The sequence below is a fragment of the Kribbella sp. CWNU-51 genome, assembly GCF_054073265.1.
The window spans coordinates 166,091-186,194 of record NZ_JBSXMZ010000003.1 but is presented as its reverse complement, the minus strand read 5'-3'; the positions used below and the strand labels follow the sequence as shown (position 1 = coordinate 186,194).

General features: G+C 67.5%; 16 protein-coding genes. 10 read left to right on the top strand and 6 right to left on the bottom strand.

Annotated features, from left to right (window positions below):
* Window positions 1–9: 9 nt before the first annotated feature.
* Window positions 10–375 (bottom strand): hypothetical protein, encoded by a 366-nt coding sequence (locus tag ACXC9Q_RS01965; RefSeq protein WP_405069114.1) that lies wholly within the window; start codon window positions 373–375, stop codon window positions 10–12.
* Window positions 376–564: 189 nt separating this feature from the next.
* Between ACXC9Q_RS01965 and ACXC9Q_RS01960 the strand changes: the two genes are divergently transcribed.
* Window positions 565–1,191, top strand: coding sequence for a helix-turn-helix domain-containing protein (locus ACXC9Q_RS01960; protein ID WP_457054723.1), 627 nt, complete (start codon window positions 565–567; stop codon window positions 1,189–1,191).
* 5 nt (window positions 1,192–1,196) lie between these two features.
* Window positions 1,197–2,477 carry an MFS transporter gene (locus ACXC9Q_RS01955; protein WP_457054722.1) on the top strand — a complete coding sequence of 427 codons (1,281 nt, stop codon included), beginning with the start codon at window positions 1,197–1,199 and terminating at the stop codon, window positions 2,475–2,477.
* Here ACXC9Q_RS01955 and ACXC9Q_RS01950 read toward each other — a convergent pair.
* Complete coding sequence (locus ACXC9Q_RS01950) at window positions 2,407–3,513, bottom strand: hypothetical protein (protein WP_457054721.1); 1,107 nt, start codon at window positions 3,511–3,513, stop codon at window positions 2,407–2,409. The two genes, ACXC9Q_RS01955 and ACXC9Q_RS01950, sit on opposite strands and share 71 nt — an antisense overlap.
* Window positions 3,514–3,745: 232 nt before the next feature.
* Here ACXC9Q_RS01950 and ACXC9Q_RS01945 point away from each other — a divergent pair, with 232 nt between their 5' ends.
* Genes ACXC9Q_RS01945 through ACXC9Q_RS01930 form a run of 4 tightly spaced genes read left to right on the top strand, consistent with a single transcriptional unit; the run spans window position 3,746 to window position 9,436 of the window.
* Window positions 3,746–4,717 (top strand): carbohydrate ABC transporter permease, encoded by a 972-nt coding sequence (locus ACXC9Q_RS01945; protein ID WP_457054720.1) that lies wholly within the window; start codon window positions 3,746–3,748, stop codon window positions 4,715–4,717.
* The gene (locus ACXC9Q_RS01940) at window positions 4,717–5,577 is read left to right on the top strand and encodes a carbohydrate ABC transporter permease (protein ID WP_457054719.1); all 861 of its coding nucleotides are present in this window, start codon (window positions 4,717–4,719) and stop codon (window positions 5,575–5,577) included. Before ACXC9Q_RS01945 ends, ACXC9Q_RS01940 begins: the two co-directional genes overlap by 1 nt.
* A gap of 18 nt (window positions 5,578–5,595) precedes the next feature.
* Window positions 5,596–6,906 carry an ABC transporter substrate-binding protein gene (locus tag ACXC9Q_RS01935; RefSeq protein ID WP_457054718.1) on the top strand — a complete coding sequence of 437 codons (1,311 nt, stop codon included), beginning with the start codon at window positions 5,596–5,598 and terminating at the stop codon, window positions 6,904–6,906.
* 10 nt (window positions 6,907–6,916) lie between these two features.
* Window positions 6,917–9,436, top strand: coding sequence for a hypothetical protein (locus ACXC9Q_RS01930; RefSeq protein ID WP_457054717.1), 2,520 nt, complete (start codon window positions 6,917–6,919; stop codon window positions 9,434–9,436).
* A 171-nt stretch (window positions 9,437–9,607) separates the two neighbouring features.
* On the opposite strand, the gene ACXC9Q_RS01925 is transcribed toward ACXC9Q_RS01930, so the two are convergent.
* Window positions 9,608–11,287, bottom strand: a complete 1,680-nt coding sequence (locus ACXC9Q_RS01925; RefSeq protein ID WP_457054716.1) for an acyltransferase — start codon at window positions 11,285–11,287, stop codon at window positions 9,608–9,610.
* A gap of 86 nt (window positions 11,288–11,373) precedes the next feature.
* On the opposite strand from ACXC9Q_RS01925, the gene ACXC9Q_RS01920 reads away from it, so the two are divergent.
* The 4 genes from ACXC9Q_RS01920 to ACXC9Q_RS01905 all read left to right on the top strand — a co-directional run bounded on the left by ACXC9Q_RS01920 (window position 11,374) and on the right by ACXC9Q_RS01905 (window position 16,021).
* Entirely contained in the window at window positions 11,374–12,456 is a 1,083-nt protein-coding gene (locus ACXC9Q_RS01920; RefSeq protein WP_457054715.1) for a LacI family DNA-binding transcriptional regulator, read from the top strand.
* A gap of 315 nt (window positions 12,457–12,771) precedes the next feature.
* Window positions 12,772–14,097: an ABC transporter substrate-binding protein gene (locus ACXC9Q_RS01915; RefSeq protein ID WP_457054714.1), complete on the top strand. Its 1,326-nt coding sequence runs from the start codon at window positions 12,772–12,774 to the stop codon at window positions 14,095–14,097.
* Window positions 14,098–14,205: 108 nt separating this feature from the next.
* Complete coding sequence (locus ACXC9Q_RS01910; protein WP_457054713.1) at window positions 14,206–15,189, top strand: carbohydrate ABC transporter permease; 984 nt, start codon at window positions 14,206–14,208, stop codon at window positions 15,187–15,189.
* Window positions 15,182–16,021, top strand: coding sequence for a carbohydrate ABC transporter permease (locus ACXC9Q_RS01905; RefSeq protein WP_328526354.1), 840 nt, complete (start codon window positions 15,182–15,184; stop codon window positions 16,019–16,021). The genes ACXC9Q_RS01910 and ACXC9Q_RS01905 overlap by 8 nt, the downstream gene beginning before the upstream one ends.
* Before the next feature lie 749 nt (window positions 16,022–16,770).
* Here the strand turns inward: ACXC9Q_RS01905 and efeB are convergent.
* The 3 genes from efeB to efeU are packed head-to-tail and all read right to left on the bottom strand — an operon-like array spanning window position 16,771 to window position 20,069.
* The gene (gene efeB / locus ACXC9Q_RS01900) at window positions 16,771–18,057 is read right to left on the bottom strand and encodes an iron uptake transporter deferrochelatase/peroxidase subunit (protein WP_457054712.1); all 1,287 of its coding nucleotides are present in this window, start codon (window positions 18,055–18,057) and stop codon (window positions 16,771–16,773) included.
* On the bottom strand, window positions 18,054–19,193 hold the full coding sequence (efeO, locus tag ACXC9Q_RS01895; RefSeq protein WP_457054711.1) for an iron uptake system protein EfeO: 1,140 nt from the start codon (window positions 19,191–19,193) through the stop codon (window positions 18,054–18,056). Before efeO ends, efeB begins: the two co-directional genes overlap by 4 nt.
* 27 nt (window positions 19,194–19,220) lie before the next feature.
* Window positions 19,221–20,069, bottom strand: a complete 849-nt coding sequence (gene efeU, locus ACXC9Q_RS01890) for an iron uptake transporter permease EfeU (RefSeq protein WP_457054710.1) — start codon at window positions 20,067–20,069, stop codon at window positions 19,221–19,223.
* Between the last annotated feature and the right edge of the window lie 35 nt (window positions 20,070–20,104).

Genomic DNA, 20,104 nt, shown 5'->3' with positions numbered 1-20,104 from the left:
AGGGAGGGCTCATCGCAGTTTCTCATCCTCCGGGAGGAGGCCGAGGCCGCGCAGGCGGGTGGCGATGCCGCCCTCCTGGCGGCCGAGGGCGTCGATCAACTGGTCCTTGGTCGCGCCGTTGCGGTACATCTCGGTCAGGGTCTCCTCGTCGGCGGCGGACCACGGGCGGAACGCGTTCGGATGGTTCTTGCGGGCGGCCTTGATCTTGCGGGTCATCGAGCGGGGGTCCATCAGCTCGAGCGAGCGGATCCGGGCCTGGCGGTGCCGGCCGACCTCCTCGCCCTCGCGCCAGAACACCACCGCCCCGTCGTCGAACGTCATCAGGTCGGCGGGGACGTCGCAGTAGTCGGCGTCCTCGAGCATCACTCGCAGCATGGGTTGATCTCCGTTTCATGGTGCGGACCGGGCGGCCTCGAGGGGCGCGCCCGGTCCCTGTCTCACCGGAGAAGATGCCGCGATTCCACCCCGCCCCGACGATCGATTCGCAACCTGTGGACAACCAATCGCACAACTCGTTTGCAAAAACTCTTTGCAAACTGTCTTTGCAGTCCTACGATCGACGGCATGAGCGAGACGCCCGGCGACGAGACCCCCCGCGACAGGAACGCGCAGGACAAGAACGACAAGACCGTCCGGCTGGATCGGCACCTGGTCCGCGCCCTGGCGCACCCGATGCGGAACCGGATGCTCGGCCTCCTGCGGGTCTACGGGCCACAGACGGCCACCACGCTGGCGGGCCGGCTCGGGGTGAACACCGGCGCGACCAGCTATCACCTTCGTCAGCTGGCCGAGGCGGGCCTCGTGGTGGAGGACGACAGCCGGGGCAACGCGCGCGACCGCTGGTGGAAGGCGGCGCACCAGGGGACCGAGTTCGACGCGGCCGAACTGCTGGACCAGGAGCCTGAGCTGGCGCTGGGGTTCTTGCACGGGATCGGACAGACGTACGCCGAGAACATGTTCAGCTTCATCGACGCGATGCAGACGATGCCGCCCGAGTGGCAGGAAGCGAGTTTGCTGTCGGACTTCCTCTTCCATCTGCGGCCCGACGAGCTGGCCGCGATGATGCGTGAGGTCCTGGCGGTGTTCGAGAAGTACAAGACACCGGATCTGACGGCTCCGCTGCCCGAGGGGGCCGAGCATGTGACGGTGCAGATCCAGGCGTATCCGCGCGAGACCCGCTCAGTGAGGTGAGGGACGTGGGTGCGGAGAAGCGGTACCGGGCGCCGCTGGTGGCTTTCCTGGTGGCGAATGTGGTGTCGATCTGTGGCACTCGGGTCAGTGCGATCGCCATCCCGTGGTTCGTCCTGGTCACGACCGGTTCCCCGGTGAAGACCGGGATCGTGGCGCTCGCGGAGATGGGGCCGCTCGTCCTCGTCAAGGCGGTCGGCGGCCCGCTGATCGATCGGGTGGGAGCACGACGGGTCAGTGTGATCGCGGACGCGGCCAGTACGGGCGTCGTAGGTTTGGTGCCACTGCTCCACACCATGGGCGCGTTGTCGTTTCCCGTACTCCTCGTCCTGGTAGCCATCGCAGGAGCGCTCCGCGGTCCGGGCGATGCGGCCAAGGCGACACTGATCCCCGACATCGCCCGGGCGGCACAGGTCCCGTTGGAGCGGGTGACCGGGCTCGAGAGTACGACGGAGCGCCTGGCCAGCTTCTTCGCGTATGCACTGGCCGGCGGCCTGATCACGCTCGTCGGCACGGTCAACGCCCTCTGGATCGACGCCGCGTCCTTCGGCGTCTGCGCCGTACTGATCTATCGCTGGATCCCCAAGCACCACGAGAAAACGGTCATGACCGAGGACGGCTACGGCCGGCGCCTCCTGGAGGGCTGGCGGTTCCTCCGCAAGGACAAGCTGATGATGCCGCTGGTCCTGATGATCGCCGTGACGAATCTGCTCGACGCGGCAGTCGGCGCCGTACTGCTGCCGGTCTGGATCAAGGACCACGGCTTCGGCCCCGGGCACACCAGCCTGATCCTCACGTCGTTCGGTGTGACCGCCACGCTGTTCGCATTGCTGGCGTCGGCCGTCGGCGAGCGCATCCCGCGCAAGCTGGTCTTCACGCTGGCGTTCCTGATCTGTGGCGCGCCGCGCTTCGTGGTGATGGCGTACGACGCTCCCGTCTGGGCACTCATGGCCGTCTATGCCGTCGGTGGCGTCGGAGCCGGCTTCATCAACCCGGTGCTCGGTGCACTGTTCATCGAGCGGATCCCACGACAGATGCTCGGCCGGGTCAACTCACTGGCTGAAGCGGTCTGCTGGACCGGTGTGCCACTCGGCGGAATCGTCGCGGGTGCTGCGATCGCCGGCATCGGCCTGGCGCCCGCACTGCTCGCGGCCGGGGCGGTCTACCTCGTCGCGACCATGTCACCGGTGCTGATGGGCCGCCACGAGAACTGGAAAGCTACACCGGAGCCGACGGATCCTGGGGGAACGGAGGCTGATCAGGATCCGGTGGCAGTCGCTGCGTCTTAGCCCCCGTCACCTCGGTCGCCTTGCGCCGCATCCGGTCGCGCTCGGCCTTCAGCAGCCCGAGCAGCACCAGGTCGAGCAACATCCCGCCTACCGCCGCGAACTGCGTCCCGGCGAACTGGAACACCTGGGTCATCAGCAATGACACCAGCACCGCGAGCTCGAACAGCCGGACCGCACGGACCCGGTTCCCCTTCCGCAGCTGCCACGCACCGCGCGCCGTGAACGTTGCCGACAGCAAGCTCCCGGCTGCCACCCCGAGCACCGGGATGTCGGCGACCAGCCCGTTGTCGAACCGGATCCCGGCCGCGATCGCGGGCGCGCCGATCGCCTGGACGATCAGGACGAAGACCGCGATCGCGGGCGCGAGCGGATGCGTGGCCAGCCGGTCGAACCCACGCAGGACGGTCCGCCGCAGGGCGTCCACCGGAGCGGCCAGCTCCACCTCATCGGCCGGACACGCGGCCAGCAACTCCCGGGTCTCGCGGCGACCGGCAACGTCCGGACCCACTTGGCGGAGCTCCTCCGAAGCCTGCGCCAGCCGGCGCCGGGACAGACCACCCGCCACACCCTCCACCGCGTGGTCGATCACGTTCGCCAGTTGCTCGCGTGGGTCGATCGGCCGCCGCGTGGTGAGGAACCGGGTCGCGAGCACGATCAGCACGAAGACGACGTACACGATCGCCGCGGTCGGTTGGTAGAAGTAGTTGTTGTCCGAGGTGATGAACTTCCCGACCTCGTCGATGAACAGGCCGAACCCGATCCCGCCGACCAGTGCGGCCGCGGGCCGTACGACGGGACCGACGTACCCGAGCAACAGCGAGATCGCGACCAGCATCAGCAGGCCGCCCGGGAGTACATGGGCGATGTGCAGGCCTTTCCCGCCGATCTGCGGGTAGCCGCTCAGGCTGAGGATCAGGCGGGTGACCAGCACCGTCGCCACGCCGGCCACCACGAAGGTGGTCAGATGCTCCCCCGACCGCACGTTGCGGACCAGGCCCGCCCTCATCAGGTACGACGACCGCGCACTGGAGCTCATGCGCGAGAACCTTAGCGGGCGACGGCTGTTTCAGGCTTATGAATACGAATGCACTCCGCTCTTGCGCATCGTCCGACGGCGTCCTAACCTCTCGCGTAGTGGAACACCATTTCCACCAAGCGGTAAACCCCGCCCACCGGCCGGAGTCCTTCACGTCGCCCGATCCGAAGGCTCCGGCACTTTTCCGACGCGCTTCTACATCGGTGAAGAAGGCCCCTGAGAGGAGGCCACCATGAGCATGAGGACCGAGATCTCTGCTCCGGCAGGCCGCGAATCGCCGGCCGGCATCCCGGCCGGCGGCACCCCGGCAGCACGGCCCAAACCCAGCAGGCGACGTGACCGGGTCGCCTATCTCTTCCTGGCCCCGTGGTTCGTCGGGCTGCTGCTGCTCACGGCCGGGCCCCTGCTCGGGTCCCTGTACCTGTCGTTCACCAAGTTCAACCTGCTGCAGCCACCCGCCTGGAACGGGTTCGGCAACTACGTGAAGATGTTCACCGACGACCCGCGCTACCTGCAGTCGTTGAAGGTCACCTTCATCTACGTCGCGCTGACGGTCCCCCTGCAGCTGGGATTCGCACTGGCGGTCGCCGTGATGCTGAACCGCCCGCTGCGGGGGATGGCGTGGTACCGGTCGATCTACTACATCCCCTCCCTGCTCGGCGGCAGCGTCGCGATCGCGGTGATCTGGGGCCAGCTGTTCGACGACGACGGCGTCCTGAACAGCTTCCTCGCGTTCTTCGGCGTCGCCGGCCGCAGCTGGATCTCCAACCCCGACACGGCTCTCTACACGCTGGTGCTGCTGAACATTTGGCAGTTCGGCTCGCCGATGGTGATCTTCCTGGCCGGGCTCAAACAGATCCCGCAGGAGCTGTACGACGCGGCTTCGGTGGACGGGGCGAGCGCCTGGCGACGGTTCTGGTCGGTCACCGTGCCGCTGCTGACACCGATCATCTTCTTCAACGTGGTGCTGCAGATCATCCAGGCGTTCCAGGCCTTCACCCCGGCGTATGTCGTGAGCGGCGGCAGCGGTGGACCGTCGGACTCGACCTTGTTCTACACGCTTTACCTGTACCAGCAGGGTTTCACGAACCTGAACATGGGCTACGCCTCCGCGATGGCATGGGCGCTGTTGCTGATCATCGCCACCTTCACGCTGATCAACTTCGGGCTCGCCCGCCGCTGGGTCTACTACGAGGACCGCTGATGACAACTCTTCTGCAAAGCCCGGTACGCCGGGGTCGCGGGCGGAGGTGGCTGACCCACCTCGCGTTGATCGCCGGCACCGTGGTGATGGTCTATCCGTTGCTGTGGATGGTCGGCGGGTCCTTCAAGGACGAGCGCGACATCTTCTCCCAGCTCAACCCGTTCCCCAGCTCGCTGGACCCGCGCAACTACATCGCCGGCTGGACCGCGACCGATCCGACCTTCACCCGGTTCTACTTCAACTCGCTGCTGATCGCGGTACTCGCGGTGGCCGGCAACGTGATCGCCTGCACGCTCACGGCGTACGCGTTCGCGCGGTTGGAGTTCCGCGGCAAGAAGGTGTTCTTCGGCATCATGCTCGGCTCGATCATGCTGCCGGCACACGCGCTGCTGATCCCGCAGTACGTGCTGTTCTTCCACCTCGGCTGGGTGAACACCTATCTCCCGCTGGTGGTGCCGAAGTTCCTGGCCACCGACGCGTTCTTCATCTTCTTGATGGTCCAGTTCATCCGCACGATCCCGCGCACGCTGGACGAGGCCGCGATGATCGACGGCTGCGGCAAGGTCCGCATCTTCAGCCGGATCATCCTGCCGCTGACGGGCCCGGTGCTGATCACCACCTCGATCTTCACCTTCATCTGGACGTACAACGACTTCTTCGCCCAGCTGATCTACCTGTCCTACCCCAGCAGCGAGACCGTACCGGTCGCTCTGCGGCGGTTCGTCGACGCGACCGGCGACTCGTCGTACGGGCAACTGCTGGCCATGTCGGTGCTGTCGCTGGTGCCGACGTTCATCGTCTTCCTCCTCGCCCAGCGCCGCATCGTCGAGGGCATCGCCACGACCGGCCTGAAGGGCTAGCCCGAAAGGAACCCAGTCATGACCACAGATCTCAGCCGCCGGCGCATCCTGCAGGCCGGACTCGCGGCCGGCGTCCTCGCACCGCTGCTGTCGGCCTGCAACCTCGACCCCGCGGCCAAGGAGGCGAAGAACTCGGTCCGGTTCTCGAGCTACGGGGACCCGACCAAGCTCGGCCTGCGCAGCAAGCTCGCGGACCAGTACACCGCCAGCCATCAGAGCGTGAAGATGGTCTTCGAAGGCACCGCGACCGCGGAGTACTGGGACAAGCTGGCCACCCAGATGGCCGGCGGCAACGCCCCGGACGTGATCAACATCGACACCGCGCGGATCGGCCAGTACGGCGGGGCGGGAGCGCTGCAGTCCCTGCAGAAGTACATCCCGGACACCATCGACACGAAGCCGTTCGACAAGAACCTGCTCAGCCAGGGCCAGTTGAAGGGCGAGCAGTTCGGCATCCCGGTCGCGATGGGCGCCTACAGCATGGGGTACGACGTGACCGTGCTCGACCGGCTCGGTCTGGAGCACCCGAAGGAGACCTGGACCTGGGCCGACTTCGCGACCCTGGCCAACCAGATCCGGCAGAAGTCCGGCAAGAAGATCTACGGTGCGGAGGATCCGAGCGGGGACACGGCCTCGTTGCAGATCTTCCTGCGCGGCAAGGGTGAGGACCTGTACAAGGACGGCGCGCTCGCCTTCACCGCGGACTCGCTGACCGAGTGGTTCGAGTACTGGGCCGCACTGCGGGCCACCGGCGGCACGATCCCGGCCGACATCGCGGCGCAGGCGAAGTACGGCGACTGGCCGACCTCGCCGCTGGTCAAGCAGCAGGCTGCGCTCGCGCACATCCAGACGCCCAACCTGAAGGGCGGTTTCCAGGATCTGACCAAGAACACCATCGACATCACCCTGCCGCCGCGGGACACGAAGGGCGGCAAGTGCGGGACCTTCCCGGCGCCGAGCAGCTATCTGTCGCTGAACGCCAAGAGCCAGCGCGCGGACGACGCCGCGGCGTTCATCAACTGGTTCGCCAACGGCGAGGAGGCCGCGAAGACCCTGCGGCTGATCAGCGGACCGCCCGCCTCGGCGGAAGGCCGGGATGTGCTGCTGAAGGGCAGTGACCTGTCGGCGAGCGAGAAGCAGGTGCTGGCCTACACCGACCTCGCACTGAAGAACGCTTTCACCCCGCCACAGGCCAGTCCGGCCGCCTCGACGGCGGTCGGCGACCTGTTGCTGAAGACCAGCCAGGACATCGCGTTCAAGAAGATCTCGATCCAGCAGGGCGTCCCGAAGTTCATCGCCGACGCCGGCAAGACCCTCGACGGCAAGTGATTGGAGCCCTATGAACGAGCAGAACCCCGTCACCACCGGCCGCACCGCGACCTGGGCGATCGAGCAGCTCGTGCAAGCCCTGGCGGAGCGGGGGATCGCCGCCGACGACCCACCGGTCCGGCTGGCCACCCCTGACGAGGTCCCCGCCGCGGACCTCGCAGCTGTGCCCGAGTCGTACGCCGTACTCCGTGTCGACGACGAGATGGTTGTCGTTAGCAACGATGAGACCGGCCTCCGGTGCGGTGTGCTCGAACTCGCGGACCGAGTCGCCGCGGGCGAAGATCTCGCTGGTACGACGGCGTTCGCCGAGCAGCCCGCCGTACCCGTCCGGGGCGTGGTGCGGTCGTTCTCCAGCGTGGACGAGGACTCGTCCTGGTTCCACGACAAGCAGTTCTGGACCGAGTACCTGAGCTGGCTGGCCGCGTCCCGGTTCAACCGGTTCCACCTCGCGCTCGGCATGCAGTACAACTACGGCGCTGATCGGCATGGCGCCACTGACAACTACCTGTGCTTCGCCTATCCGTTCCTGTTCGATGTGGACGGCTACGACGTACGGGCCGAGGGCGTCGGAGCGGACGAGCAGAAGCGCAACCTGGAGACCCTGCGCTTCATCGCCGCCGAGAGCAAGCGGCGAGGGCTGAAGTTCCAGCTGGGCCTGTGGAACCACGCGTACGACTACGGCCGGGACTCGGTCCACCGCTACCCGATCACGGGGATCGGCCCGGACAACCACGCGGCGTACTGCAAGGCCGGCATCGCCCAGCTGCTCGCCGAGTGTCCCGACATCGACGGGCTCACGTTCCGGGTGCACTACGAGGGCGGCATCCCCGACGATCGGCACGAGATCTTCTGGCGGGCGGTGTTCGAGGGCGCGAACTCGGTCGGCCGGCCGTTGGAGATCGACATGCACGCCAAGGGTGTCGACCAGGCCCTGCTCGACGCCGTCGACCTGCCGAACCTGTCCGCGGTGTTGTCCGCGAAGTACTGGGCCGAGCACGTCGGACTTCCGTACCACCAGGCCTCGATCCGGGCCAAGGAGGCGGCCAAGCCGATCCCCGCCGGGCATGAGATGAAGGGCATCACCGAGTTCTCCCGCCGGTTCACCCGCTACGGCTACGGCGACTTCCTGCGCGAGGACCGGACCGTCGACCTGATGTTCCGGGTCTGGCCGGGCACCCAGAAGCTCCTGGCCTGGGGCGATCCCGCGATCGCGGCAGGGTACGGGCGGCTGTCGACGTTCGGTGGATCCCGCGGTGTCGACCTGTGTGAACCCCTGTTCTTCAAGGGACGCCACGGCAGTGGCGAACCCGGCCTACGCGACCCGTACATCCGCGAAGACCTCAAGCTGCCCGGCAATCGGGAGTGGACCAAGTACCGCTACGGCTACCTGCTGTGGGGGCGGCTCCTCTACAACCCCGATGCCGAGCCCGAGACGTGGCGCCGCCATCTCCGGTCGACGTACGGCGAGGCCGCGGCGGACGTGGAGGACGCCCTGAGCCCGCTCAGCCGGATCCTGCCGCTGGTGACCGTGGTCCACGGCGTCGGCGGATCGAACAACGGCTACTGGCCGGAGGTGTACCTCAACCTCCCGATCTCGTCGCAGGTGCACTCCGATCACTACGCCGGCGACACCGACCCGCCGGCCAACTGGGGTGGCGTCAGCCCGTTCGACCCGACCACCTTCTACGCCATCGACGAGTACGTCGCGGCGCTGGCCGCCGGTGAACTCTCGGCGAAGTACACACCGCTGGAGGTGGCCTCGTGGATCGAGCAACTGGTCACCGACGGGGAGCAGGCCCTCGACCGCGCCAAGCAGACCGCGGACCAGTCGGACGCGCAGGTTCGCAGGATCCTCATCGATCTGGAAGTCCTGGTCCGGTTGGGCAGGTTCTTCGCGGGCAAGTTCCGGGCCGCGGTCGACTACTCGACCTATCGGACGACCGGTGACGTCGGTTCGCTGGAGTCGGCGCTACGACACTACCGTGTAGCCCGGGACGCGTACGCCGAGATCCCGGTGATCGTGGACGGCGTCTATCAGCCGGATCTGCGGTTCGGGATCGAGGCCTCCGAGCACGGTCACTGGGTGGATCGGGTCCCGGCCATCGACGCCGACCTGGCGGCCCTCGCCGAGGAGCTGCAGGAGGCGGCAGACTCGCAACCAGCAGGGGCGTTGCCTGCGGCACCCGGCCGGCCGGCCACGCCGGGAGTTGACCATGCGGTGCCGGAGAGCTTCGAACGCGGCGAACCGGTCACGCTCTCGCTGGAGGTGGTGGATCCGGCCGTGGTCGGCGCGACGCTGCACTACCGGCACGTGGACCAGTCGGAGTCCTGGCGGCAGGTCCCGATGGAACTGTCCGGGCAGACCTTGTCAGGCACGATCGACGGTGACTACACGGCCTCGACGTACCCGCTGATGTACTTCTTCAGCGTGCTGCACCGAGACGGCGGGCCAGCGCTCCACCCCGGCCTGGCCGCCGACCTGTCCAACCAGCCGTACGTCGTCCTGGGCTCCGCGACCGTCAGCGAATGAACGCCGCGATCACCACGATCGCGACAAGCGCCGCCAGGACAACAGAGGTGACGAGTCGACGCGTGCGGGGGTCCACTCCTTCAGGCTAGTGGACCCCCGCACACCGCCGGTCAGGGCAGGGGGTATCACCATGCCGGCCGCATCGGTCCGGAGATCGATGCGGCCGGGGTTTCAGCGCGGGCCGACCAGCGGTTCGGGGCGGTGGACGCCTCGAGGGCGGTAGCCGAGGGCGTCGGACAGGCCGAGGTAGTCGGAGAGCAGCGAGATGATGGCGAGCCACATTTCGGTGCCTTGCAGGCCCGGGATCGAGCGGTCGTCGGTGCCGTCCGGCGCGAACGCGAAGCCGGCGCCGTCCACCCAGCGGCCGAGGATGCGGGTGAGTTGGTCCTCGGCCCAGCGCAGGGCGTCCCGCTCGCCGTACGTCGTCTGCTTGCGCGCCAGCCAGAGCGGGTGGATCACGTCGAGGACGTTGCAGGAGTTGTAGTTGTCACCGGTGAACATGCGACGGTCGTTGCTGTGGGCAAGGACTGTCTTGACGGCCTGCTCGGGATACGGCAGCGGGAGGCCGAACTGGGCGTAGGTGCCGCGGGTCAGGCGGTAGAAGCCGTTGACGACCTGCAGCCAGCCGTCGTCGGGGTGCGGCCGGCCCCAGGCGCCGGTGGACGGATCGACTCTGGTGACGAGCCAGCCCATGAGTTGCTCCAGTGGGCCGGATTCCTTGTGGTCGTGGAGGTTTCGGGCGATCGCGGTGCCGAGGGCATCGATCGCGGAACCGGCCGACCAGGCTCTCCTTGCCCAGGGCAAGTTATCGAGCTCGTCCAGGGTGAAGTCGGTGCGGAGCGGGTGTTCGAAGCTACTGTCCAGGACTTGGAGTGCGTACCCGACGCAGAGGATGTGGTAGCTCGCGGGGCCGTCCAGCACGGAGAGTTTCGCGTCGGAGGGGAAGGCGAGGCCGGCGTCGGAGAGGTCTCCGGGTGAGACCAGTCCGGTCGCTGGGTCCTGGCGGGCGCGGAGGCGGCGGACGAGGTCGTCGCGGGTGTGGCCGGCCGGCGTACGGCGGAGCAGCAGGTCGGCGATCTCGATGGCGTCACACCACGGCCGGATCGCCGGTTCGTGGTCGAGCCCTGGCCGGTCGACGAAGCGGTCGCCGTCCCAGCAGCGCAGCAAAAGGTCGTCGACCTGATCCCGCGCCTTCGCGGCAAACGCGCTCAGCCGCTCGGGCAGATCGGCAGCGCGAGCCGGCCGGCTCACGCCAGCCGAGCCGACGTGGGAAGAGGCGGCCGGTTCTTCTCCCACTTCGCGCGTGCGAAGCACTCGGGCGGGGTTGCCGGCGGCGATGGTGTTGGCTGGGACGTCCTTCGTGACTACTGCGCCGGCGCCGATGATGGTGTGGGGGCCGATGGTGACGCCGTCGAGGATGGTGACGTTGGAGCCGATCCAGACGTCGTCGCCGATCGTGATACCGAGTGCGGTGTGAGGCTGCTGGAAGATCGGCTGCCCGGGGGCCGTGCCGTGGTTGAACGCGATCAGCGACGTGTGTGCACCGATCCGGACCCCGTCGCCGATCGTGATCCGGCCACGGACCGCCGCGAACGGATTGATGGTCGAGTCGGATCCGAGCACGATCTGCCCGGTGACGTAGGCGTGCGCCGCGATGTACGACCGCTCCCCCATCCGGAGCTCGTCGCAGTACACCGCGGCCGACTCCGCGACGTACACATCCTCGGCGAGCTCGATCGACCCGCCGAGCCGTGCCTGCCGCTCGGCCTGCCGCTCCCGCTCCTCCTCCGACGCCTTCCGCTTGTACTCCCAGGGCAGGAAATCCAGTCGCAACGGCTCGTCAGACGTCATGGGAAAACGCTATCCGAAAGGTGGGACAGCCGCTAGTCCCACGAACCCGCTGCTAATCTCGCGTCTGTGCGGGGTGGTAGGCAGACATGACGACAACCGGATCCGTGGCGGGCAGTGAGAACGCCGACGACGGTCCGGCGAGCACCAGTGGGCGCCGGCGAGTCACGATCAGCGACCTCGCACGCCGTCTGCAGATCTCCAAGGCCTCGGTCTCGTACGCGCTGAACGGTCGCGCCGGCGTCAGTGAGGAGACCCGGCAACGCGTCCTCGCCCTCGCCGAGGAGCTCGGATTCCACCCGAACTCCGCCGCCGTCGCACTGTCGGCCAGCCGGACCCGCACGATCGGCATCGTGATCGCCCGCGACCCGGCGCTGATCTCGACCGAAGCGTTCTACATGCGCACCCTGGTCGGCATCGAGCAGTACCTGAACGAGGTCGACTCGTCCCTGCTGCTCCGGCTGACGGGCGAGCACGGCGACGATCTCGCCGTACTGCGGCGATGGTCGCGGCAGGGGCGGGTCGACGGGTTCATCCTGTTCGACGAGCACAACGACGACCCGCGGATCCCGCTGCTCAAGGAGCTCGGGGTGCCGTGCGTGGTGGTGAGTTCGAACGACCCGGGCGACGAGGTCGGCCGGCTGATCAGCTCGCCGGAGGAGACCGTCACGCTGCTGCTCGATCACCTGGTCGAGCTCGGCCATCGCGACGTCGCCCACATCAGCGGTCCGTTCACGTTCATCCACGAGCAGTTGCGGATGCGGATGCTGCAGGAGCACGCCGTGCGACGCGGCATCACGGTGCGCCACATCGAGGGCACCTACCGGTACGACGACGGCGCCGAGCTGACCCGGCAGTTGCTGACCGGGCCGAACCCACCGACCGCGATCGTGCTCGGCAACGACCTGATGGCGGTGGCCGCGCTCCGGGTGGCGATGGATCTCGGTACGGCGGTACCCGGTGAGGTCTCGATCCTGGCCTGGGAGGACTCGCCGTTGTGCGAACTGGCCCGCCCCGGGATCACCGCGGTCGACCAGAAGACGATGGAACGCGGCCGCGCGGCCGCCGACCTCCTGCTCCGCATCGTCACCGGCGACCCCGACCTGCATCAAGAGGCACCCCCCGGAGAGCTGCGCGCCCGCGAGTCGTCCGGCCCAGCCGCGACCGTTTGAGGGGTCAACGCCTCGACCGGTGGGTTCGGCCACCGAATTCTCCCGGGGCAACCCACCCCTTCGGGGGTTGACCCCTGAAATGGGCCTGGGCAGGGGCGTGGGCGGCCGGTTCGAGACTCTGTGAATTCGGGTGATTCCGGAGTGTGTCGGATTGCGTTTGCCAGGGGCCCACGAGAGGTTGGATGAGTCACGAGGCAGTAACGAACTGGCTCTGACTGAACCGGTTAGGTTTCGAAACTTAACCGGTTAGGCCACTATGGGGGCCGATCCGCCTTCGCAGGTCCGCGGAGGCTCGACAGGACGAGGGAGTCCGACGTGAGACTGCGTTCGCTTGTAGCCGCAGCAGCGGCGACCGCCTTGGGAATCAGCCTGGCCGCCTGCGGGGGCAGCGGCGACTCGGGCGATTCCTCCGGCGGCGGTTCGGGTGGTGACCAGACGCTGACCTACTGGGCCAGCAACCAGGGCACCAGCCTGGACAACGACAAGGAGGTGCTGACCCCGGTCCTGCAGAAGTTCACCGCCGACACCGGGATCAAGGTCAACCTCGAAGTGATCGGCTGGAACGACCTGCAGACCCGGATCCAGACCGCGACCACTTCGGGTCAGGGCCCGGACGTGGTCAACATCGGCAACACCTGGGCGGCCTCGCTGCAGGCCACCGACGCGTTCCTGCCGTTCGACGGCGACGCGATGACCGCGATCGGGGGGAAGGACAAGTTCGTGCCGACGGCGCTGGCGACCGGCGGCAAGGAAGGCACCGACCCGACCTCGGTCCCGCTCTACGGTCTGGCCTACGGCCTGTACTACAACAAGGCGATGTTCGCCGCGGCCGGCCTGCAGCCGCCGAAGACCTGGGAAGAGATGGTCACCGACGCGCAGAAGCTGACCGACCCCGCGAAGAAGCAGTGGGGCATGGCGCTGGCGGCCGGCAGCTACACCGAGAACGTGCACTTCGCGTTCATCAACGCCGCGCAGAACGGCGCGGACTGGTTCGACAAGGACGGCAAGCCGACCTTCACCGGTGACGGCAACGTCCAGGGCGTGCTGCGGTACCTCGACCTGATGCAGAAGGACAAGGTGGCGAACCCGTCCAACGCGCAGTACGACAACGGCACGAAGTCGGTGAACGACTTCGCCACCAAGAAGGTGGCGATGGTGATCAACCAGAACAACGCCGACAACTCGATCGTTGCCAACGGCATGAAGGCCGGCGAGTACGGCGTCGTACCGTTCCCCGCACCGCAGGGCGCGGCGGCGCCGGTCGCCAGCCACGTCGCCGGGATCAACCTGTCGATCTTCAAGAACACCAAGCACAAGGACGCGGCGCTGAAGTTCGTCAAGTACATGACGGATGCGAGCACCCAGACCACGCTGGGTAAGCCGTTCTCCTCGCTGCCGGTGCTGAAGGACGCCAAGCCGGTGTTCACCACCGACGCGGCCGAGGCGGCGACCTTCGCCGACGTGTACAACACCAAGTCCAAGCCGCTGCCGCTGGTGCCGGCCGAGGACCAGTTCGAGAGCACTGTCGGCAAGGCGATGAACACCATGTTCGCCAAGATCGCCACCGGCGGAACGGTGACGGCCGATGACGTGAAGGCGGCCCTCAAGACCGCCGAGGATCAGGTGGCCGCGGGTAGCTGACCACCGGCGATTGCGTCCGAAGATGTCTGGCCTCCGCCCCACACATCTTCGGACGCAACGCACTGTCAGGAGCTGACCACCGCGATCTAAGGACAGGAGGCGACCTGGATGTCCGTCGCCACAACCGAAGCGGCACCCGCGGGCACGGCCGAGCCCGCGAAGAAGACCAAGCGTGGCCCTGAACATCGGCCCGGTCTGAGCCGGTGGCTGCCGTATCTGCTGCTGGCTCCGGCGGTGCTGCTGGAACTGTTCATCCACATCATCCCGATGCTGACCGGCATCTGGATGAGCTTCGTCAAGTTGACCAAGTTCTTCATCGCGAACTGGTCCGCCGCACCCTGGGCCGGGCTCGACAACTACAAGGTCGCTCTCGACTTCAACAACGCGGTCGGCCAGGCGCTGCTGAAGTCGTTCGGGGTCACCGTCGCCTTCTCGCTCATCACGGTCGCGCTGTCCTGGGTGTTCGGGATGGCCGCGGCCGTCGCGCTGCAGCCGTCGTTCCGGGGCCGGAGCTTCGTCCGCACGTTGTTCCTGGTGCCGTACGCGCTTCCGGCGTACGCGGGGATCCTGACCTGGAACTTCATGTTGCAGCGGGACACCGGTGTGGTGAACCACGTGATCGTCGACAACCTGCATCTCACCTCGGACCGGCCGTTCTGGCTGATCGGCGGGAACGCGCTGGTCTCGCTGATCACGGTCGCGACCTGGAAGCTGTGGACGTTCGCGTTCCTCACGCTGATGGCCGGGTTGCAGAGCATCCCGCGCGACATCTACGAGGCCGCCTCGGTGGACGGCGCCGGCAACCTGCGGCAGTGGCGCAACATCACGCTGCCGTCGCTGCGACCGGTCAACCTGGTGCTGGTGCTGGTCCTGTTCCTATGGACGTTCAGCGACTTCAACACGCCGTACGTGCTGTTCGGTACGGCGCAGCCGCCGGCCGGTGACCTGATCACGTTCCACATCTACAACGCGTCGTTCCTGACCTGGAACTTCGGCACCGGCTCGGCGATGTCCGTGCTGCTGCTGATCTTCCTGATGATCGTCACCGGCACCTACCTGCTCGTCACCGGAAGGAAGTCGCGTCGTGCGTGAGACCAGAGGCTTCAAGCTCTACCGCGGTGTCGTGCTGGTCGTGCTCGGCCTGTTCGTGCTGATCCCGCTCTACGTGATGGCGACGTCGTCGCTCAAGCCGCTGAAGGACGTGCAGGGCGCGTTCACCTGGTGGCCGTCGAACCTGACGCTGGCGCCGTTCGTGGACATGTGGAAGACGGTGCCGCTGGCCCGGTACTTCGTGAACAGCACGATCGTGTCAGTGGCCGCGACGGTGTTCTCGGTGGCGATCGCGATCCTGGCCGCGTTCGCGGTGTCGCGGTTCCGGTTCCGCGGGCGGTCGGTGTTCACCACCACGGTGCTGTCGACGCAGATGTTCCCGGGTGTGCTGTTCCTGCTGCCGTTGTTCCTGATCTTCGTGAACATCAACAACCAGTTCGGCATCCAGTTGGTCGGGACGCGGCTCGGGCTGATCATCACGTACCTGACCTTCAGCCTGCCGTTCTCGATCTGGATGCTGGCCGGGTACTTCGAGAGCATCCCGCGCGAGCTCGACGAGGCAGCGCTCGTCGACGGCTGCGGCCCGATGGGGGCGCTCTGGCGAGTGGTCCTGCCGGCGGCTCGGCCGGGTGTGATCGCGGTCGCGATCTACTCGTTCATGACCGCCTGGGGTGAGGTCCTCTTCGCCTCGGTGATGACGACCGAGGCCAACCGCACCCTGTCTGTCGGACTGCGCCAGTACTCCACCCAGACCAACATCTACTGGAACCAGATCATGGCCGCGGCCCTGGTCGTCAGCGTCCCCGTGGTGATCGGCTTCCTCCTCGCCCAACGCCACTTCGTCGCCGGCGTCACCGCCGGCGCCGTGAAGTAGGCGCCGACCCCCAGGCGGCTGCGCACACCGACGGATCGCTACCACTCACAACCCGCCCCGCCACACGACGACCGCCGCCCACCCCGCCCGCGACCCCCATTTCCGGCTCTTCTGCTGGATGTGTGGGTGGTTCGGAGCGCGTTGGGTGGTGCTCCTGGTCGGTTCCCGCTCCCCCGCCCTCAACCGCTGTGGGGGGCGGTGGAGAAACCGGCCCGGGGTGCGCCCTGTTCTGTTCGGGTGGAGGGTTTTCTGCCGGTTTGGGGAGGGTTTTCCTCCCGGACCGGGCTGGGCTAAAACCCTCCCCGCACCAGGACACAGACCCCAGACCCCACCAAACCCGGAGGGGCGGCACCTGCAGAGACTGTGCAGGCCGACAGGACGTATACCCCCACTGACCAGGTGATGGACGGTCGCGTGAGCCTAGGTCGGCCTGCCGAATGCGGACACGTCCTGTCGAAATGTCCGCTGTACCGCGACCGCACCCACCCGCAGTCCCACCACCCCCACCCACGCATCAGCCAGAAGAGCCGGATGTCCGGCTCCTGGGTCGTTTCCGTGGGTGCCCATTCGGGCCACAGCGGGAGCGACTTTGTGCACCAGATGCGTACGCCGAGACCGTCGCCGTACGGATCTCGTGCACTAAGTGAACGATCGCGACGACAGGTGGCAGCCGGACGGCCGGGGAAGAACCACCGCGTTGCGTCCGAAGATCCGAGGGCTGTGACCCACAGCTCTTCGGACGCAACGGGTCAGGTGAAGAGCTTCTCGCCCCAGTAGGTGCCGGGGGTTACGCCGGCGGGGCAGGCGAAGATGCCGGAGCCTACGTGGTGGATGTACTCGTTCATGGTGTCGTTCTTGGCCAGCTGATTCTGGATCGGGACGAACTGTTTGCGCGGGTCTCGTTGGTAGGCGAGGAAGAACAGACCCGCCTCCAGACGGCCGAGACCGTCGGAGCCGTCGACGAAGTTGTAGCCGCGGCGGAGCAGTTCGGCGCCTTTGTTGAACTGCGGGTGCGCCAGCCGGACGTGTGAGTCCATTGCGACCTTCGGCTCACCGTCGGCGTTCTTGGCGGTGAAGTCGATCGCGTCGAACTCGTCCGCCTTGCCCAGCGGCGCGCCGGTGCCCTTGCCCCGGCCGATGATGGCTTCCTGTTCACCGAGCGACGTACGGTCCCAGATCTCGATGTTCATCCGGATCCGCCGCGACACCAGATAGGAGCCGCCGACCATCCAGTCCGGGCCGTCCTCGGGCTGCACCCAGAGCTGCTGCTCGAGCTTGTCCGCGTCCTCGAGCTTGAGGTTGTTCGTGCCGTCCTTGAAGCCGAACAGGTTCCGCGGGGTGGTCTGCGCCTTCGACGTCGACGACGTCCGGCCGAAGCCGAGCTGGGAGTAGCGGACCGCGACCCGGCCGAAGCCGATCCGGGCCAGGTTGCGGATCGCGTGCACCGCGACCTGAGGGTCGTCCGAGCAGGCCTGTACGGCGATGTCGCCGCCGGACCGGGCCGGGTCGAGATCGTCGCCGATGAAGTGCGGCAGGTCCACCAGGGCCTTGGGCCGCTTCGACGCCAGGCCGAAGCGCTTGTCGAAGAGGCCCGGACCGAACCCGATCGTCAGCGTCAACCGGGCCGGCGGCAGGCCGACGGCCTCACCGGTGTCCTCCGGCGGCGCCTCGCCCGGCCCGTTCACCGCGCCGTACTGACCGATGTCGCGACCGGCCGTGAGCAGTGCGGCCGCGGCGGTCCACTCCTTCAGCAGCGCGATCAGGTCGTCCCGGTTCGTCGTCGTCACGTCGAACGCGGCGAAGTGCAGCCGGTCCTGGACCGGAGTGGTGATCCCGGCCTGGTGCGGACCGTGGAACTCGACCGGACCGGTGTTGTCCGCGGCCTGCGACGGCTCACTGGACAACGCCGAGTGGGCGGCGTAGCCCGCGACGCCGGTCGCGACCGCGGCCCCGGCCGCGCCGAACAGGCCGCGGCGGGAGAGGCCCCGCCGGGCCGGCGGCTGCGTCGGGGCGGAAGCAGCTGTGTCGTCGGTCATTTCTGCGCAATCACTCCGGCGACCTTGCTGACCGGTTCGGCCAGCCCGTCGACCACGGCGCCGAGCTGCTTCTTCTCCGCCTCGGTGGCCGTGTAGGTCTTGAAGCCGTCACCCTCGCGGTACTTGTCCAGCGCCGCGAAGACCGCCTTGAAGTTCGTGTCCAGCTGGGTGACCAGCGCCGCGTCCCGGGTCTGCAGGGCCGGCCGGAGCGCCTGGACCGCGGCCTGCGAACCCTCGACGTTGGCCTGGAAGTCCCACAGGTCGGTGTGCGAGTAGCGGTCCTCCTCGCCGGTGACCTTGCCAGTGGCAACCTCGTCGAGCAGTTCCTTGGCGCCGTTGGCCAGCTGCAGCGGGTTGAGCTTCACGACCTTGGCCTTCGCCACCACCGTCTTCACGTCGACCAGCAGCTGGTCGGCGTACTTCTCCATGCCCTTGGCGGTGTTGGAGACCCAGAGCGCCTGCTCGATCCGGTGGTACCCGGTCCACTCGGTGCCCGGCTCGACGTCGTTGACCCGGGCGTCGATCTTCGGGTCGAGGTCGCCGAACGACTCCGCGACCGGCTCGATCCGCTCCCAGTACGTGCGCGACACCGGGAACAGCGCCTTGGCCTTGGCGACGTCGCCGGCCTTCACCGCGGTGACGAACTCGGTGGTCTTCTGCTCCAGCGCGACCGCCTGCGAGTTCACGTACCGCTGGTAGCTGTCGGTGGCCTGCTTCAGCAGGGTGTCCTCGTCGGTCTGCGCGGGCGCGTCACCGGTGACGGTCAGGTCGCCGCGGATGCCGTCGCCGGCCATGCCCGGCTTGCAGACCGCCTGGTACTTGCCGGTCGGCAGCTCCACGATCAGGTCGCGTTTCAGGCCCGGACCGACGTTCTCGACCTCACCCATCACCCGGTCGCCGTCGGCGTACACGTAGAACTCGGTCACCTTGCTGCCACCGTTGGAGACGGAGAAGGTGCTGGTGCCGGACTTGACGTCGCGGCGGCTGAGCGAACACTCGGAGTCGGTCGCCTTGACGGACACCGGGCCGGTGCCGTCGTCCTTGGCGGCCGGTGTGTCCTTGGCGCACGCGGTGAGCGACGCGAGGCCGAGGACGACACCGAGGACGGAGACCCGGCGGGCCGTGGACGTGAACATGATTCTCCTGGACGGGTGAGGGGTGGATCAGATCGCTTCTTCAGCGGCCTTCGCCGGTACGGCGGGAGGCGTCGGGGTCCTGACCGGGCGGAAGTACAGGATCAGCACGGGGACGAGGTAGGCGAGCCATGCCATCGACTCGAGGACGGTCGGCGCCGGGTTGAAGTTGAAGATGCCCTTGAGCAGTACGCCGTACCAGCTGTCCGGCGGGATGACGTGCGAGATGTCGAAGGCGAGATGCTGCAGGCCGGGCAGGACGCCGGCCTCCTGCAGGTCGTGGACGCCGTACGCGAAGATGCCGGCCGCGACCAGGATCAGCACCGCACCGGTCCACTTGAAGAACACGGCCAGGTTGACCTTGACGGCGCCCCGGTAGATCGCGATGCCGAGCAGGACCGACGTGGCGAGCCCGAGCAGGACGCCGATCAGCGGTACGGCGGTGGTCGCGAGCGCGGCGGACGCGTAGACGATGAACGCGGTCTCGATGCTCTCCCGGAACACCGCCAGGAACGCCAGGATCACCACCGCCCGGGAACCGATCTCCAGGGCCTGGCCCATCCGTTCGCGCAGCTCCTTGGCGATGCTGCGTGAGGCCTTGCGCATCCAGAAGATCATCCAGGTGACGAAGCCGACCGCGAGGATCGACATCACCCCGCCGATGGTCTCCTGCGCGGTGAACGAGCGCGCGGTCAGCGCCGTGACGAACTGCAGCAGCCCCCAGGCGGCGGCAGCGACGGCGAGGGCCGCGCCGACACCGATCCAGACCAGTTTGAGGCGATCTCGGTGCCCTGACTTGACCAAGAAGGTGGCGAGGATGCTGACGACCAGCGAGGCCTCAAGTCCTTCACGAAGTCCGATCAGATAGTTCGCGAGCATGGCGGGACTCTTTCAGGGCATTAGGTACGGCTAAC